At 57.1% G+C, this 16,028-nt stretch carries 14 protein-coding genes; 5 read left to right on the top strand and 9 right to left on the bottom strand.

Annotated features, from left to right (window positions below; all coding sequences use genetic code 11):
• Positions 1 to 103 precede the first annotated feature (103 nt).
• Positions 104 to 301: a hypothetical protein gene (locus tag B2310_RS11745; RefSeq protein ID WP_173366266.1), complete on the top strand. Its 198-nt coding sequence runs from the start codon at positions 104 to 106 to the stop codon at positions 299 to 301.
• 6 nt (positions 302 to 307) lie between these two features.
• Here B2310_RS11745 and B2310_RS11740 read toward each other — a convergent pair whose 3' ends face one another.
• Both B2310_RS11740 and lepA read right to left on the bottom strand, forming a co-directional pair.
• On the bottom strand, positions 308 to 1,264 hold the full coding sequence (locus B2310_RS11740) for a S26 family signal peptidase (protein WP_290731828.1): 957 nt from the start codon (positions 1,262 to 1,264) through the stop codon (positions 308 to 310).
• Positions 1,265 to 1,293: 29 nt separating this feature from the next.
• Complete coding sequence (gene lepA, locus B2310_RS11735; RefSeq protein WP_290731825.1) at positions 1,294 to 3,114, bottom strand: translation elongation factor 4; 1,821 nt, start codon at positions 3,112 to 3,114, stop codon at positions 1,294 to 1,296.
• A 140-nt stretch (positions 3,115 to 3,254) separates the two neighbouring features.
• Between lepA and B2310_RS11730 the strand changes: the two genes are divergently transcribed.
• Together B2310_RS11730 and B2310_RS11725 are read left to right on the top strand one after the other, a co-directional pair.
• A complete protein-coding gene (locus B2310_RS11730) occupies positions 3,255 to 3,788 on the top strand; it encodes a peptidylprolyl isomerase (protein ID WP_290725825.1) in 534 nt (177 codons plus the stop codon).
• Between the two features lie 3 nt (positions 3,789 to 3,791).
• Positions 3,792 to 4,919 carry a hypothetical protein gene (locus tag B2310_RS11725; RefSeq protein ID WP_290731822.1) on the top strand — a complete coding sequence of 376 codons (1,128 nt, stop codon included), beginning with the start codon at positions 3,792 to 3,794 and terminating at the stop codon, positions 4,917 to 4,919.
• 123 nt (positions 4,920 to 5,042) lie between these two features.
• Here B2310_RS11725 and B2310_RS11720 read toward each other — a convergent pair whose 3' ends face one another.
• From B2310_RS11720 to B2310_RS11690, 7 genes are all read right to left on the bottom strand, one after another.
• On the bottom strand, positions 5,043 to 8,885 hold the full coding sequence (locus B2310_RS11720) for a transglutaminase domain-containing protein (protein ID WP_290731819.1): 3,843 nt from the start codon (positions 8,883 to 8,885) through the stop codon (positions 5,043 to 5,045).
• Between the two features lie 86 nt (positions 8,886 to 8,971).
• A complete protein-coding gene (gene hepT, locus B2310_RS11715; RefSeq protein ID WP_290731816.1) occupies positions 8,972 to 9,391 on the bottom strand; it encodes a type VII toxin-antitoxin system HepT family RNase toxin in 420 nt (139 codons plus the stop codon).
• The gene (gene mntA / locus B2310_RS11710; RefSeq protein ID WP_290731813.1) at positions 9,384 to 9,794 is read right to left on the bottom strand and encodes a type VII toxin-antitoxin system MntA family adenylyltransferase antitoxin; all 411 of its coding nucleotides are present in this window, start codon (positions 9,792 to 9,794) and stop codon (positions 9,384 to 9,386) included. Before mntA ends, hepT begins: the two co-directional genes overlap by 8 nt.
• A 47-nt stretch (positions 9,795 to 9,841) precedes the next feature.
• Positions 9,842 to 11,281: an efflux RND transporter periplasmic adaptor subunit gene (locus B2310_RS11705; RefSeq protein WP_290731810.1), complete on the bottom strand. Its 1,440-nt coding sequence runs from the start codon at positions 11,279 to 11,281 to the stop codon at positions 9,842 to 9,844.
• Positions 11,274 to 12,821, bottom strand: coding sequence for a TolC family protein (locus tag B2310_RS11700; protein WP_290731808.1), 1,548 nt, complete (start codon positions 12,819 to 12,821; stop codon positions 11,274 to 11,276). Before B2310_RS11700 ends, B2310_RS11705 begins: the two co-directional genes overlap by 8 nt.
• Positions 12,821 to 13,615 carry an efflux RND transporter periplasmic adaptor subunit gene (locus B2310_RS11695; RefSeq protein ID WP_072811931.1) on the bottom strand — a complete coding sequence of 265 codons (795 nt, stop codon included), beginning with the start codon at positions 13,613 to 13,615 and terminating at the stop codon, positions 12,821 to 12,823. Before B2310_RS11695 ends, B2310_RS11700 begins: the two co-directional genes overlap by 1 nt.
• Positions 13,616 to 15,088 carry a carboxypeptidase regulatory-like domain-containing protein gene (locus B2310_RS11690; protein WP_290731803.1) on the bottom strand — a complete coding sequence of 491 codons (1,473 nt, stop codon included), beginning with the start codon at positions 15,086 to 15,088 and terminating at the stop codon, positions 13,616 to 13,618.
• 308 nt (positions 15,089 to 15,396) lie between these two features.
• Here B2310_RS11690 and B2310_RS11685 point away from each other — a divergent pair, with 308 nt between their 5' ends.
• Together B2310_RS11685 and B2310_RS11680 are read left to right on the top strand one after the other, a co-directional pair.
• Entirely contained in the window at positions 15,397 to 15,735 is a 339-nt protein-coding gene (locus B2310_RS11685; RefSeq protein WP_290727442.1) for a DUF3467 domain-containing protein, read from the top strand.
• A gap of 113 nt (positions 15,736 to 15,848) precedes the next feature.
• Positions 15,849 to 16,028 (top strand): hypothetical protein (locus B2310_RS11680; RefSeq protein WP_290731801.1); only part of this gene is annotated, 180 nt, incomplete at its 3' end.

Here is a 16,028-nt window from a genome sequence, read left to right as displayed (position 1 = left end):
GCTTGTTTTTTTGCCCTCAAAAGTCTAGTTTAAGGGGCGCGGGGCTTGTTCCCGCCTTTTACAGAATCTGTATCCTTAGAACGTAAGATATAAAGGAGTCTCTATGCGCGACCTGCTCGAAAAAGCTTTGAAGAAAGGCCTTAGCGTCACTTTTTCCAACGAGAACGGCTATGCCGTCATCCGTATTTCCAAGGAAGGGGAGGTTGTCGCCAGCTGCAGCCTTGGTGCCGCCAATTTCCGTGATTCTGTGGAAGATTCCTTGCAGGGTCTCCTGCTAGACTTGGAACGCAAGGGCCTGTAGCGTTATCTATTTCGCCTTTTCGGGCTGCGCATCGCCATTGGGCTGCGCGGCCTCTTTTGTTTTCTTGACCTTGGATGGCAAAAGGATTTTAGAAACGAAATTCTTCACCGCATTGATGGCTTGCCTCGGTTCCTTCACGTAGCGTCCAAGAAGGTGGCTCCTGGTAAAGTAGCCTGTTTCGCGGCTGTCGAGGCAGAATGCTCCCTTTTCGCAGGCGAGGAAGAAGCAGTCTTCGTGGACGACGATGCTCTCGATGCGTGTGGAATCCGACTTGCGGAGGAATTCCCTGCGCATCTGGATGGGAGCGTTCCCGGGTTCTGAATGGAAAATCTGCTGCTCGAGCAGGTAGCGGTCCTGCCACGGCAAAAAGTCGATTTCCTGAAGGCTCACCTGCCTGTTTCCGAGCTTGGCCGCGCCGACGCGTTCGATCCCGATTTCGCGGTCCCCCTGCCATAGCGTGGTCTTTACAAAAAACTCTTCGCCCTGCTCAATAAGCAGGTTGATCATGTAGTCTTCTTCCACGTCGTTCAGCTGCGCGATATGCAGCGTGTCTCCCTTGCGCGGGATGTGGACCTGCCTGTTCTGGATGAAAGCGGTCTCCTCGCTCCACTTGAATTTCCCGTGGGGTGTCTTGACCCGGCCGTTGTCGGAAAAATCGACCTTGTCTCCGGGAAGCGCGATGACCTTGCGGACAAGCGTTTCTCCGTTGCGGAGCCTGGCCCAGACGATATCGTTGTAGCCGATGCGGTCGATGCAGCCGGGGAGTTTGCACATCCAGAGGATTTCGCGGTCCTTGTGGCGGGGGTACATCGAGTTGTCGTGCAGTTGGAGCGGTTCGAAAATGTAGAAGCGTGCGGCCATGGCGAGCACGAATGCCGAAATGAGAACAAGGACGAGCATCGCGACCCTTCCCTTGGAATTCTTGCGATGGAGCGATTTTACCTTGTTCTTCAACTTAGACATAGTTTATTCAAAACGCTTGCGCTGGAACCTTATTCGCCGTTGCTGCTGGAATCGTCACTGAGCGAAAGCACGGCGAGGAACGCCTTCTGCGGTACTTCCACCGAGCCGATGCTCTTCATGCGCTTCTTGCCTTCCTTCTGCTTTTCGAGGAGCTTGCGCTTGCGGGTGATGTCGCCGCCGTAGCACTTGGCAAGCACGTCCTTCCTGACCGCCTTCACGGTAGAACGGCTGATAATCTTGCCGCCGATGGCGCCCTGGATGGCGACATCGAACTGCTGGCGCGGAATCAGGTCCTTGAGCTTTACGCAGATGGCGTTGGCATAAGTGTGCGCCTTGTCCTTGTGGATAATCACGGAGAACGCATCCACCGGGTCACCGTTCAGCAATATGTCGAGCTTCACGAGGTTGTTCCTGCGGTATTCGCTCGGGGCGTAGTCGAGGCCTGCATAGCCGCGGCTCACGGATTTCAGGCGGTCGTAGAAGTCGAACATGATTTCGGCGAGCGGCAAATCGTACTTGAGAATCACCTTCGCCTCGTCGATGTATTCCATCGTCTCGAACTCGCCGCGCTTCTCGTCGCAGAGCGTCATGAGTGCGCCCACGTATTCCTTGGGCGTAAAGATTTGCGCCTTCACGTAGGGTTCTTCGATGTGGTCGTAACGGCTGGCGTCGGGGAGCTTGGAGGGGCTCTCGATTTTAACCATCGTGCCGTCGCTCATGTACACGTGGTATTCCACGTTCGGCACGGTCGTGATGATGTCGACGTTGAATTCGCGGTCGAGGCGTTCCTGTACGATTTCCATGTGCAAGAGCCCGAGGAACCCGGTGCGGAAGCCAAAGCCCAATGCTTCGGAAGTTTCCGGTTCCCAGCTGATAGCGGAATCGTTGAGGCGGAGTTTTTCGAGAGCCTCGCGCAAATCCTTGTAGTCTTCCGGGTTGATGGGGTAGATGCCGGAATAGATCATCGGCAGAATGTCCTTGTAGCCCGGGAGCGGCTCGGTGGCGGGGTTAGCGGCATCGGTAAGCGTGTCGCCGATTTTTACATCGCTAATCGTCTTCACGTTCGCGAGTACGTAGCCCACCATGCCTTCGGAAAGTTCGTCGCGCGGGTCGCGACGCATGCTGAACGTGCCGACTTCGGTCACCATGTATTCGCCGCCGGTCTTCATCATGCGGATTTTCATGCCCGCCCTGAGCGAACCTTCCACGATGCGGATGTAGTTGATGACGCCGCGGTAGGAATCGTAGACGGAGTCGAAAATCAGTGCCTTGAGCGGCTTTCCGCTGTCGCCCGTGGGGGCCGGAATTTCGTCCACGATTTTGTCGAGCACCTGTTCCACGTTGAGGCCCGTTTTCGCGGAGATGCGCGGAATCTTGTCGGGGTCGTAGCCCAGGAGGTCGCCCACGAGTTCGGCCACGTGGTCGGGCTGTGCGCCCGGCAGGTCCACCTTGTTCAAAACCGGGATAATCGTGAGGTCGTTTTCGATGGCGAGGTAGAGGTTAGAAAGCGTCTGCGCCTCGATGCCCTGGCTTGCGTCCACCACGAGGATGGCGCCTTCGCATGCGGCGAGCGAGCGGCTCACTTCGTACGTGAAGTCCACGTGCCCCGGCGTGTCGATCATGTTCAGGATGTATTCCTTGCCGTCCTTCTCGTATACCATGCGGATGGCGTGCGCCTTGATGGTGATGCCGCGTTCGCGTTCCAGGTCCATGTCGTCCAGGAGCTGGTTCGTCATCTCGTTTTTCGCGACGGTCTTCGTCAGTTCTATCATGCGGTCGGCAAGCGTCGACTTGCCATGGTCGATATGGGCGATGATGCTGAAATTTCGGATATTGTCGTTTTGCGGCATAGAGAGTCTTTTCTTTAATTTTGACCTCAAATATAGAAATTTCACCGCTTTTCCCGAAGCTCCGCTTGGTCCGATATGAAAAAATTAACTATATTCCCGTTGACAAAAATAAAGTCCATGACGATAAACATAGAGCAAGCATGAAAAGTTTCAAGTCTATTATGTCGGTCCTCGTTCTCCTGTGCGGGGTCGGGCTTTCCTTTGCCGAAGGGAAGGTGTTTAACAAGGATTATTCCGGCATCACCTCCATCGAGGCGACTATTACGACCCACGAGGGTGTAATCGTCGTTGACCTCGACTTCAAGGCCGCCCCGAATACGGTCGCAAACTTTGTCGACCTTGCGCAGAAAGGTTTTTACGACGGTCTCATGTTCCATCGCGTCATCAACGGATTCATGATCCAGGGTGGCGACCCCGAAGGTAACGGCCAGGGTGGCCCCGGCTATACCATCGACGACGAAAAGAACGATCTCCTGCACGAGAAGGCCGTGATTTCGATGGCGAACCGCGGCCCGAACACGGCCGGTTCACAGTTCTTCATTACGCAGATGCCCCAGCATCATCTGGATGGCAAACACACCGTTTTTGGCAAGGTGATTAGCGGCGAAGATGTTGTCTGCCGCATCGAACCTTACGATCCCATTATTAACATCAAAATCGTGGAAAAGAAGTAACCTATGAGTTCCAAGAAAGTGTCCAGCGCAAAGAAACCGGCGGCGAAGGCTGCTCCCGCAAAGAAGCCCGCCCCTGCGAAGAAGGCTGCTCCCGCAAAGAAGCCCGCCCCTGCGAAGAAGGCCGCTCCTGCAAAGAAGCCCGCCCCCGCGAAGAAGGCTGCTCCCGCAAAGAAGCCCGCCCCCGCGAAGAAGGCCGCTCCTGCAAAGAAGCCTGCCCCCGCGAAGAAGGCTGCTCCTGCAAAGAAGCCCGCTCCGGCCAAGAAGGTTGCTCCCGCGAAGAAGCCCGCCCCTGCGAAGAAGGCCGCTCCTGCAAAGGTCGCCCCGGCGAAAAAGCCAGCCGCTCCTGCGAAGAAGGCTGCTCCGGTAAAAGTCGCTCCCGCAAAGAAGCCGGCCAAGCCCGCTGCAAAGCCGGCTCCTGCAAAGAAGCCTGTGGCCCCGGCCAAACCCGCTCCTGCAAAGAAGCCCGCTCCTGAGAAGAAGCCTGCTCCGGTAGAGAAACCGGCTCCTGCCAAGAAACCGGCGAAGGTGGAATCCGAGGAAAAGGACGTTGCCGTCAAGGAAGTTGTCAATGAACCCGCCAAGGAACCGGCCAAGCCCGCTCCGGTGAACGACAAGAAGAAGCTCGTTCCCTTCGCCCTGTTGCTCGAGGGTGGCAAGAAGCTTTCGAAGACCATCATGTTCACCGAAATCAACGAGGATGCCGAGAGGGTCAACCAGAAGAAGGTGTCTTCCGAACTGAAGCAGCTCGAGAAGAAGCCGACGATGGCCATCCGCCACAAGATTTCTCTTGCCGAAGAGACGCAGGAAGAATTGACCGAACGTATTCTCAAGGAACTGGAAGAGCAGAACCTCGCGTTTACCCGTGAAGTCGCGACGCAGATTTGCACCCGCTGCAACAAGAATCTCGTCTCTCCGGAATTCTGGGTCGACAAGGACCTCGGCTACTGCGAAGAATGTGCCGCCATCCTCAAGCTCGGACAGTCCAAGGAAGCCCGCAAGGTCGAATACACGCTCGGCTCGATGGGCGGCGACTCGCTCGACGAGGCGGATGACGAGGACTTTGGCGAAGGCCCGGATGCGGCCGACCTCAAGGAAGCCGAAGAAGATCTCGCCGACTTCGACGAAAACTAGCTCCAGCGCTTTAAATCTAAAAGGCCCCGCCCGGGGCCTTTTCTAATTTGCGTTTTATGTAGCGGCTCGCTTTTGCATCCTTGCTTGCGCAAGCAAGCGCCACGGCATACTTGTATGCCGTGATTACTTTATTGTTATCATAGGGCTCGTTTCGCTCAGCAGGTAGTCCCATTCCTCGCGAATCTTGTTGTATTCGCTCGGGTCGGCGTACAGCGCGAACGTCGTCCACTTGATGGAAGATTGCGCCCCGGCGTTTACTCCCTTCTCGAAGCTCACGTAGTCAGCGTCGCGGGCGAGTGCCTTCGGGCCGACCACGTTCACGCTCTTGCCGTCGGCAGCCTTTACGGTGAGGCTGTACTGGAACTGCGTCTCGTGCGGCATGCGGATGGGGTGGTGGCGCTTTGCGACCTTGGGCATCTTGAACAGGCTGCGCTCCCAAACGTTGGGGAACCGCCCCTTCATTTCGCCGCCCTGCCCGAAGTACGCCTTGGACCCGTAGGTGGTAACGAGAACGAGAGGCTTGTTGAACTCGTCGAGGTTCTTGATTTCGACCTTCGAGATGTTCACGTCGGGTACGCCCTGCGCCATGAAGTCTTCCATGAGTTTTTCCTGCTCCTTGACTTCACGCCCGTAGAACTTGTTGCGGATGGCGCTTGCGAACTTGCCTTCCAGCGTCACGGAATCGCGGAATTCGCAGGTGCCGTCGTTCCCGATAAAGAGCCTGTGGTCAATCGCAATCTTGTGTTCCTGGTTGTCTTCGAGTATTGGCGTCTGCGTCACGCGGCTGTTCTCGCCGTCGATGATGAGGGCCACTTTCCCTTCCATGTCGAGCGGGACGGGGCGGTCGTTGCCTGTCTTGTCGGTCGCGTCGATCCACATCTCGCTTATGCGGTCCTGCTTGGGCACGTAGAGAATCATGTGGTTGAACTGCTGGATGGTCGGCAGTTGCGAGAAGCCTTCTTCCGTGAGGTGGATTGCGGTGAGGTAGCTCTTGACGCCGATGGTTGCGAGCATTTCTTTAAGCAATAGAGCCATGTCCTTGCAGTCGCCACGACGCTCCTTGAGCGTCACTTCGGCGGTCTGCGGGATAAGGCTGTGGCCGCCGAAGCGGATATCGCGGTAGCGGATATCGTGGCGCACGAAGTTCGCGATTGCCTTGACGGCCTCGTTCCCAATCTTGTTGCCCTTCACCTCGAATGCCTTCTCGCGCACGCTCACAGCCTGTTTGAACTGGTGCTTGATGAGGTTCTGGTAGTCTTCGCCGACTTCCTTCCACTGCTGCTTGCCGGTGAGCATCAGGCCTGCGCCAAAATCGCGGTACACGGGCATGTAGAGTTCCTTGCGCATCACGACCGGGCTCTCGATTTTCCATTCGCGCCCGCCCTTGATGTTCTCGCGCTCAAGCGGTCCGTATTCCTCGGTGGTGAACGCGTTCGTGTCGGCGTACACGCGGAATATGGACTGGCCCACGGGAACGTCCTTGCTGCTCACGAAGTCGGTGTAGGGAATCATGCCCTTCGCTTCGATGGCGGTGCGGCTGAACTGCAGATAAATGAAGTCGCCCGGCGCGAGTTCCGAGAGCGGGAAGTGCGCCATCTGGCTTTCGTTCTTGCCGCCGATTTCGGTCGCGTAGGTGATGTAGGCGCCGTTGAGGCTAGCCTTCTGCTTCAGGTTCCAGTTGCTGTCGTACACTTCGAGCGCGTTGAGGAATATGCGGTCGTAACCCGGCAGAAAATCGAAGGTGAACTCGCGGTAGATGGCGGCACCTCGCACGTCGAGGATTTCCATGAGCATTTCCTCGCTCCTGCTCCACGGCTGGTTCTTTTCGGCCTTCAGGCATTCCTTGCGGTAGTGCACCACGGCGGGGAAGTCGCCCTCGACGGCTTCCTGCTTGGCTTTTGCGCTCAGCAGGCTCTTGATGTTCGCGGTACGTTCTTCCACGGGCGTGATAGGTTTTTGCAGCGTGCGGTTGTCGGCCTTCCCGAGGAACGCCTTGGTGGCGCTGAGGAAGCTCTTCGCGTCTTCGTTGTCGGCCTTGAGCGAGAGCGCCTTGGTGAGCGCTTTTTCGGCGTCGCGGTAGTTGTGGCTGTAGAAGAGGATTTTACCGTGCATGGTCCACAGCTTGTAATCGTTCTTTTCCTTCTGGAGAGTCTCTTCGCTGATGGCGCGGGCTTCCTCGTAGCGGCCCAGGAACATGAGGGCGTCCATGAGGGTTTCGCCCAAATCCTTGCTCATCCCGAACCGGCCTCGTACCCCATATAATATTTCGACGGCTTCGGCGTACTGGTCGAGGCCCATGTAGGTCTTTGCGAGGTACACGCCCAGGCGACTGCTCGGCTGCGTGTCATAGAGGCGCTGCACCACAACAAGCGATTGGTGGCGCTGTCCGAGTCCCCAGAGCGCGTCGGAGAGGTTGATGACGTATTCGGGATTGTTCGGCGTGAACTGGAGCGCCGCTTCCGCACATTCGCGGGCGTGGCTGTAGTCGAACAGCACCTCGTACATTTCGCCGAGGATGGAGAGGAGTTTCCCGTTCTTGCGCACCAGCGGCATCTGGCTTGTAAAGTAGGCGATGCCCGGGCCGTAGAGTTCTTTCATCTGGTAGATAAACCCGCAGTTCACGAGGTAGAGCGGTTCCTCGGGGTCCATCTTGTTCGCGCGCTCGAAGTAGCTGAGCGCCACGAGCGGCTGGTCTTCCACAAGGCGGAGGATGCCCACCTGGTTCATGACGGCGGCGTTGAATTTGTTCTGCTTCCTGTCGTCCTTGATTTCGGGCACGGCTCCGGTCTTTAGCCCTTCGATGGCGTTGTCTATTGCCTTCGCGTATTTCTTCTGCGTCGCGCCCTGCGTCCAGGCCGCAATCAGGATTCCGCGTCCGTTCTCGTAGAAGAACCGTCCCTTGTAGCTAAAGTCGAACTTGCCGACCATGTGGGTGAGCGTGAATTCCTGGGCGTAGCGGTCGCCGACCTTCACGCGGCGGGCATCGAGCGTGCGATTGTTCGGGTCGACGCCGAGGCGGGTGAGGAGCACCTTGAACATGTCCTGCTGGCCGATGACGTCGGGTGGGAGGATTGCGCCATATACGAATAGCGAGACTTCCTCGGACTTGTCGGTGAGCACCAGGTCGGGGTCGTTGTTCTGCTTCGCGATGCCGTTCCAGAAATGCCAAAGCGTGTCCTTCGTGCTCCAGGTGTAGCCGAGGGCTGCGGAAGTGTGGCTCTGGATGCGTTCCGGAGAGAGTTCCGGGCCCTGTTCCTCGGCGATTTCGTTGAGGGTGAATCCCTTGAAGAATTCCTTCCATTCCTCCTTGAGCATGTCCTTTGCGGGTACGTTGTCGGTTGCGGTAAGCGTGAGGGTGTAGACGCTGCGTCCGTTGCCCGTTACCATGCCCACGGCCTCGTACGGGGTCTCGTAGCGCTTGCCCGCGATGTCGAAGAACGCGCCGGTCGTGCCGAACGCCTCCTCGGGATTGAGCTCGCTCAAGGTCGCCTTCTTGCCGCTAGATTCCAGGCTCTGCATTTCCATGCGGGCGCGGTCCATGAGGTTCATGGGCTCGCCTTCGTCGAGCGCTACCTCGCGTAGCACCGCGCGCCTGCCCGAATTCGCGTTGTAGAACTCGTAGGGGGCTCCGTCCTCGCCGCCGATGACCGTCCAGTCGCCGCCGGGGAACTTGAAGCTGAAGCCCGCGTTGCCGATGGTGCCGTCCGGATTGCGAGCCGCGCTAACATTCGTGCCCGAGCCCGTCGGAGCTGCACTCGAATTGTCATAGTCGTAATAGTTCTGGGCCGCGGTGGCGGGGGAGTCTCCTGCAGCCTTCGGTTCCGGGTTTGTCAGCGGGTCGCCGTTTCCGGCGCAAGAAATCAGGGATGCGAAAAGGAACAGCGCAAACAGGCCCGCACTCTGCTGTGCGGGGCGGCCGCGAAAACCGGCCACACGGGTAAATCTTTTAGACGTTGGAATCATCATGAGAGCAAAGATACAAAAACGAATTGCTCCCGCCCTGCATTTTTTATTCCCGCGTGGAATATGGCATTTTGTTGGTAAAAAAATGTTTAAGAATGCTGTACGCGAAGTGCAGCAATGCTTGCGGCGAAGTCCGTAAAGTCGTTCAGGTGCCCAGATACAATCTGGAAAATGACCTTGTTGTCCAAGATGTCGTATTGATGGACCGCGATATTTCTGAATGCGACGGCCTTTGCTAGGTTGTCCGCATTCTCCTTCGAGATGACATTTTTCTCGGCGAGGAACCTGAATGTGTCGGCCATGGTGGTGGGGGTGACAGAAAAGTCAAGCAGTATATGGTTGCCGATATCAATGCAAATCTGCACGGCGCGTTGCAGGTTCAGGATGATAATTTCCTGCTTGTCCAGGCTGGCTTCCAAATCTTTGAGGCTAGCCACCTTCTGTGACTTGATTCGCTCGATGCAGTTGGCTAGCATTTCAATTTTTTTTTGCAGTAGGTCCTTATCCATTGAGAAACCTCTTGATTCTTTCGGCGCGGCAGGCGCGTTGGATGGGCAGGAAGTCCTCGTAGAAATACAGCGCTTTCATGATGTACTTGTGGAACACGTCGTGGTTGAACTTGATGCGTTCGCCTGTCGTCATGATCTGATGCAAAAAGAGTCCTTCCGCCTTTGAGAGGTCGGCGATGTCGACTTCCCTTTTGCACAGCAGGCTGAGTTCCACCTGCATCTTGGCAAGGCTGTCGTAGGAGAGGGCGTTCTGCGAATGGACGGCGATGTCGATGTCGCTGTGCTCGTTGAACTGGTTCTTGGCCAGGGAGCCAAACAGAATTGCCGAGTCGATTTCGGGCTTATTCCCGAAATATTCGACTAGCTTTGCAGTGATATTCTGTTTTTCGCACGATTCAGCCATGCCTTTAATATAGATTTTTCCCAAAAAAAGTGGGAAAATAAATTTTTTTACCACCAGAGCTTTATGCGCAGGTAGTCGATGGCCTGGTGCGAGAGGATCCACCAGAGAGTGTGCTTTTCGGCGAAAATCTTCGCGATGCCCGTCATGCCGGGGCGGAACCATGCGGGAGTGCCGTACACGAACTCGCCGCGCACGGCGAACGTGTTTTCCTGCTCCTTGACTTCGGCGGTGGGGCTTACGCGCTTGGTCTCGAAACGGTAGGCGTAGTCGGGACGGCTCTTGACGGCGAGCAGGCCCTGGTTCCCGATGGTCACGTTGCGGAGTTCCTGTTCGGGGACGTTGATTTCGACGTAGATGTTTTCGATGGATGACATCTGGAACAGTTCGGAACCCTGCTTCACGGGGGCGCCGAGCCTTTTTTGCAGGTCGCCTTCGATGATGATGGCGCTGTCGACGTTCACGACCACGGTCGCCATCGAGAGCTTGTAGCGCACGGTCTTGAGTTTTGCCTGGGTCTGGGCGAGGCGCGCCTGGTGTATGCGCATCTCCGCGAGCTCGTGCGCGGCCTGCGCCTTCTGGATTTCGCGGCGGCTGTCCTGTTCCTGGGCCATGAGGTCGGCCTCTTCGAGCCGAAGCTCCGTCTGGTTGAGGCGCAGCAGGGGCGAACCCCTGTATACCACGTCGCCCGGCTTTACGAATACGGTGTCGATGTAGCCGTCGAACGGGGCCGTAGTGTAGATAATCTTGTCGGTCTTGAGGATTGCCGGTGCGCTTACTTTGTACGGAAGCGGGAAGAGCGTCGCGAACAGGATGAACGCGATGGCGATGAGCCCGAGCAGTTTTGCCCAGGTGTGCTCGATTCCGAAAACCTTGGAAAGCCCCTTGCGTATAGCCCTTGCCATGCGAAGGCCGAACCAGCTGCTTTTGGTGTAGAGTTCCAGGAGGCGTGCGCTGCAGAGCGTGGACGTCAGGTACACCTGTTCGCTGTCGAGGTCGCTGAACGGCCTGGAATTGCGTTCGCAGCAGATTACGCCCACGATGTCTTCGCCGTTCCGGATGGGGACTGTCAGGATGTATTTTGTGTGGTAGGCCGCGCTGTAGAGCTCATGTTCGCGAATCGAGAGAACGTTGTTTTCGGGTGCGGGGTAGATCACCGCGGCATCCTGCTCGTAGGCCTCTTCCATGATGCCTTCGAGGTCGCTCACCACCTGCATCTTCTTTTCGAAATGGTCGGTATGGCTGAGCGCCTTCAGTACAACGTAATCGTGCTTGACCCAGCCGAGGCTCACGCGTTCGGCGCCGTATTTGTCGCAGAGCCCGCTTGCGAGCGCGAGGCTTGCCGTCTTGAACTTGTCGCAGGCGAGTACGGTCTGTGCCACGTCGAACACCTGCGTCATCTGGCTTATTTTCGCGTTGGAACTGTTCAGCGCGCCCTGCATTGCCTTGAGTATCTTGGCCGGGTCGATCTGTGGCGTCGTCTTATTCATTCAGCAGTTCCTTGCGTAGGGTGGGGGTACCCTGGTTCCATGTCTCGAGTCCGTTTTCGCGGAGGAGCGCGCCTTTGGCGAGCAGGAGCTTGACGTCGACAAGGTGCATGTCGCGGATGTTCTCGAGGTGGCGCTGCTCGGCTTTGCGCAGGTCCTCTTCCATGTCGAAAATCACGTGGTAGTTGCTCTTGCCGAGTTCCATCTTCTTGAATTCTTCTTGCAGCTCGGTTTCGTGGTAGGTGACCGCGATCTGGCTGAGCCTCGTCTGTTCGCGGATTTCGGTCGCCCTTTTCTGCAGGTTGCGGAGTTCTTCGGCAAGCTTGTCCTGGATGAGCGCGAGCCTCACGCGGGCGGCGCGCACGTTTATCTTTTCGGCGGCGGCCTGGTGGCGTTCGCCCATGTTCGCGAACAGGGGAATGTCGATTTCGATTCCGCCCGAAAGTACGGTCTGCCTGTTTTCGGCATGCTTGAAGTCGCGCACGGCGCGCCTTGCGTCGCTGTCGCGGCTGCGGATGCCGTAGTTCCCGACAAGGTCGAGCGTGGGGAGCGCCCTGGTGCGGTGCTGCTTTAGGCCCTCTTCGCGCAGGTCGAGTTCTGCAAGCTGCTGCAGGTAGGCGGGGTGCATGCGGCACGAATCTGCGTTTGCGCTCGAATCGCCCGCTGCGGGCGTAATGGGGCCCGCTGCGGTATCGTTGTCGTTCGGGGGCCTTATGGCGAGGGGGCGGGAGTCCTGCACGTACTTGCTCGATGAGAGCGTGAGCAAAAGTTCGAGCCTCGCCCTTCTCAGCTGGTCGATTGCCGAGAGCCTCGCGCTTTCGCGGTCGGAGTATTCGGCGATGGCCTTTTGCTGGTCGAGCGCCGAAAGCATGCCCAGCTGTAGCCGTTTGCTTGCGTCTTCGGCAATCTGCCTTGCGACCTGGGCGGATTTCGTGGCGAACTGCAGCGTCTGTTCGGCGTAATAGTAGTTCCAGTAGGCTTCGTAGAACTTGTCGAGGATTTCGCCGAGTGCGCTGCGGTATTTCTGGTAGGCGATCTCCTGTTGCAGGCGGGCCTGCCGCAGGTTGCTCGTGGGTGCAAAGTAGAGCAGGCCGTCCTTGAGCAGGTGCTGGCGCAGTTCGCCGCCGAAATAGAGCTCGGAGGTGTATTCGCTGTGGGTGTATGTCGCCTGGTTGAACCCGATGTTGTATTCGGTGGCGGTGGGGAGCTTGCCCTGCACGCCAATCTTGTATTCGTCGCGCGTCTCGGTAAAGAGCGCGCTAGGCTTGTCGGCGCGTTCCTTGTTTATGCGCCCCACGAGGTGCGGCTCGAATTCGCCGTACGTGCCCTTTGCCATTTCGGCCTGGGCGATCCAGTTGTATTTCGCCTCCTGCACGTCGGCGTTGTTTTCGATCAGCACCTTGAGCGCCTCGTTGAGTTCGAGCACCAGCGAATCCCCTGGAGTCGTCGTGCCTGCCGAATCGGCCTCCGCCGCGGGCGATTGTACCGCCACGAGGGCAAGCGCGAGAGCGAACGGGGGCAGGTATGCGGCGTGCATGGGCATTATTGCAGGATAATCTTGCCGGTGACGCCGGGTTCTACGGAGCGGTTGGAATTGTCGAAGATGACCTTGACCGTACGGAGCAGGCTCGCCTTGTCGACCACGGGCGAGATATATTCGACGGTTCCCTTCTTGTTGCGGGCCTGCGACGAGCCGTCGAGCAGGAGCTTCACCGTCTGGCCCACCTTGAGCCTGCTCGCCTTGTTCGCGATGATGTAGGCAGTCATGCGGCAGGTGCGGACGTCGGCGATTTCGACGATGGGTTCTAGCGCCTCCACGCTTTCGCTACGGTTCTTGGATATGGAGACGATTTCGCCGTCGAACGGGGCGATGAGATACTGCTTTTGCAGCTGCGCGCGGGCCATGCGGTGTTCCAGCGAATCCTTGGACTTGCTCACCTTGGCGGCTTCCCATTCGGCTTTCGCCACGCGGTAGTTCATCTCGCGTTCCCAGAGCTGTTCGGCGCTCACGGAGTTCGAAGTTTCGTAGAGCTTCTTGGTTACCGTCCAGTCCTTTTCGTAGGTCTCCATCTTGACCCGTGCCGAAACGACGCTCGAGGTGTCTTCGGCGCTTATCTTTGTGATGCGGGCGCGGAGCTCCTCCTCCGTCTTGACCAGGTTCACGAGCGTGTCGCCCTTGTGCACGAACGCGCCTTCCTTGACCCAGATGCGGTCGATCTTGCCGGGGACGGTGAATCCGATTTTTGCCTGGTCGATGGGTTCGGTCACGCCGTCGAAACCGGCCGCGAGGGCCGAACCGATGGCGAATAGGGCGGTTGTCAAAAACAGCGGTTTCATTTAGGTCGACGAGCTGCTCGAACTGGACGCTGTTGCGGCTGAACTTGACGACTCGGGCACCCCGCTGCTGGAGCTTGCCGTGGAATCGGCCACGCTGGAAGACGACGGCGGAACTTCGAGTTCGGTCATGATGAGCAGGTGTTCGAGGTAGAGCCCGTTCTCCGCGTAGACGGTGACGTCCATGCCCACGGAATCGCCCGGTGTCCTCGCGTCGAGAATCTTCTCGCGCATCTGCACGAAAAGCGTGTCCTTGCTTATCCAGGCGTCCGCCGTGGCGAAACTCCCGTTGCACGAGATGGTCCTCGATGCCTTCGCGATAAAGTGCCACTGCACGCGTTCCACGTTCTTGCTCAGCTTTTCGGAGAACTTGACCCACAGCGTGTCGTCGATGGAGAAACTGGACCTGTATTTCTCGTTTTGCGGCCAGGCGTTGCTCGTGACCGCGTAGAGCCCGCGGTCGGTGGTGAACGCGGAAGCCCCGTCGAGCGTGATTTCGATGCGCTCGTTCTTCTTCTTGGTGTAGGTGACGATTGTCGTCGAGAACTCGGTGCTTGCGGGGAGAGGCCTGTCGTGCTTGAGGAACAGCGTGTCGCCCTTGACCTGCGGGGTCAGGATGAAAGCCGTGTCGCCGGTCATGCTCACACCCAGGTTGTTTTCGGTAATCGCCTCGTTGAAAACAAAGTAGGGGACCGCGAGGGGCGATACGTTCTTGTAGCCCTTCTGGTCGGTATCCATGACGTTGCTCGCCTTGATGCGGAACGGGACGGTGATGGAAGTGTCTTGCGGCAGGTAGGCGCGGCCGATGTCCTTGCTCGATTCGGCGGCGAGTCTCGGGAGCACCGTGGCGGGCAGGGTGAAGCGCAGGCCGTTGTGGGTGTAGGGGGCGATGTTCAGCAGTAGCCCCGAATCGGCGGGGAGCCCCTCGAACTCGAACTTGCCCAGGGAATCCGTCTTTGTGCTGAAGGAATCCTCGTCGAGGTTGATGTAGGAGGTGTCGGCGTGGGTTATCCAGACCTTTGCCTTTTGGACGGGGAGGGCGGCGCCCGTCTGCGGGTCATGTATGTAGTATTCGCCCGTGATTCCCGCGTTCAGGGGGCTGAGGCGGATTACGTTGCTCACGCTCGCCACGATCCCGTGCATCGAGGAGGATTCGTTGGTGGAACCCACCGTGCGCACCTTGGGGGCGTAATGGAGCGTGTCCTTGCCTTTTACCTTTGCGTAGCTGAACGAAAAGCTTATCGAGCCGTAGGGGAGCCTGTCGATGAAGAAGGCGCCGTCCTCGTCGGTGGTGGCCGTCAGCGTTTTGCCGTCGGCGACCTGGTAGCTGATGGTGGCTCCCTCTAGCCCCTTGCCGTTGCTGGCGTCGAGCACGTAGCCTGAAAATTCCCACTTGGAATAGTCGTCGCTTTCGGAATCCGTGACCGAGCATGCGGCCAGGAAAAGCGCAAAAAGAAGGGTGACTAGTTTGTTCATCCTGTTACCTTTGTTCGAGACTATTTAAAAATCTGAACATCCCAAAACGGGACGGAAAGATAGAATACTTCGACAAACTTGTCAATAACGGACAAAATAGTATTATGTTGTTTTTGTATTTGAGGATAACTTACGCTGTCATACCATGTAAAATAATTTTTTACAAGATGCGTTAAACGTATGTCAGAAATGAAGATAAGAAATGTTGTATGCTTTTTGTAGTAAATATTTTGTCTGTTATCTGATAGTGAACAAAATAATTTACTAAAATTACAACAAAATAACAAAAATCATATTGGAGATTTTATATGCCCGAAAACAAGAAAGCCCAGAATGAACAGCCCGAAGTCGTGTGGAACGATTCCAACATGAAGAGCCTTTACGTGAACGCCACCAACGTGGTGGGCGGCCGCGAAGAAATCATGATGCTCCTTGGCCTGAACCAGGCATGGAGCATGGGGCAGGGCAAGGTGAACGTGGATATCGCCGAACGCGTGGTGATGACCCCGTACACCGCAAAGAGGCTTGCCATCATGCTCGCTGCGACGCTCAAGGCCTACGAGGCCAAGTTCGGCACCATTGATATCGGCGTGCAGACCGACGCATCGAAGGCTCCCGCAGCCAAACCCGCCGCCAAAAAGGCTTAAACTTTAATAATTTTTGGATAGAAGGAACGAAGAGTATGTCTATCATTAGAAAAGCACCATTTGGTCATGTGGTAACCGCATTTCTGCAGTCATCCTCGTGCAGGCGAGGATCTGTGCGTCTTGTGTTTGCTCTTGCATTGACGCTTGCGCTTGCCGCCTGTGATGACGACGAGAGCAGTTTCGTGCGGCCCGGGGAAGATTCCTCGTCGAGCGTCTGCGAGGACTGCGACGATGCAAGCAGCAGCTCGGTTCGTTCGTCATCCTCGGCTCCGGTCGAGGATCTATCCAGCAGC

It is taken from the genome of Fibrobacter sp. UBA3629 (assembly GCF_002374005.1).
Classification (GTDB): Bacteria; Fibrobacterota; Fibrobacteria; order Fibrobacterales; family Fibrobacteraceae; genus Fibrobacter.
This window is presented reverse-complemented; position numbering and strand designations above follow the sequence as displayed.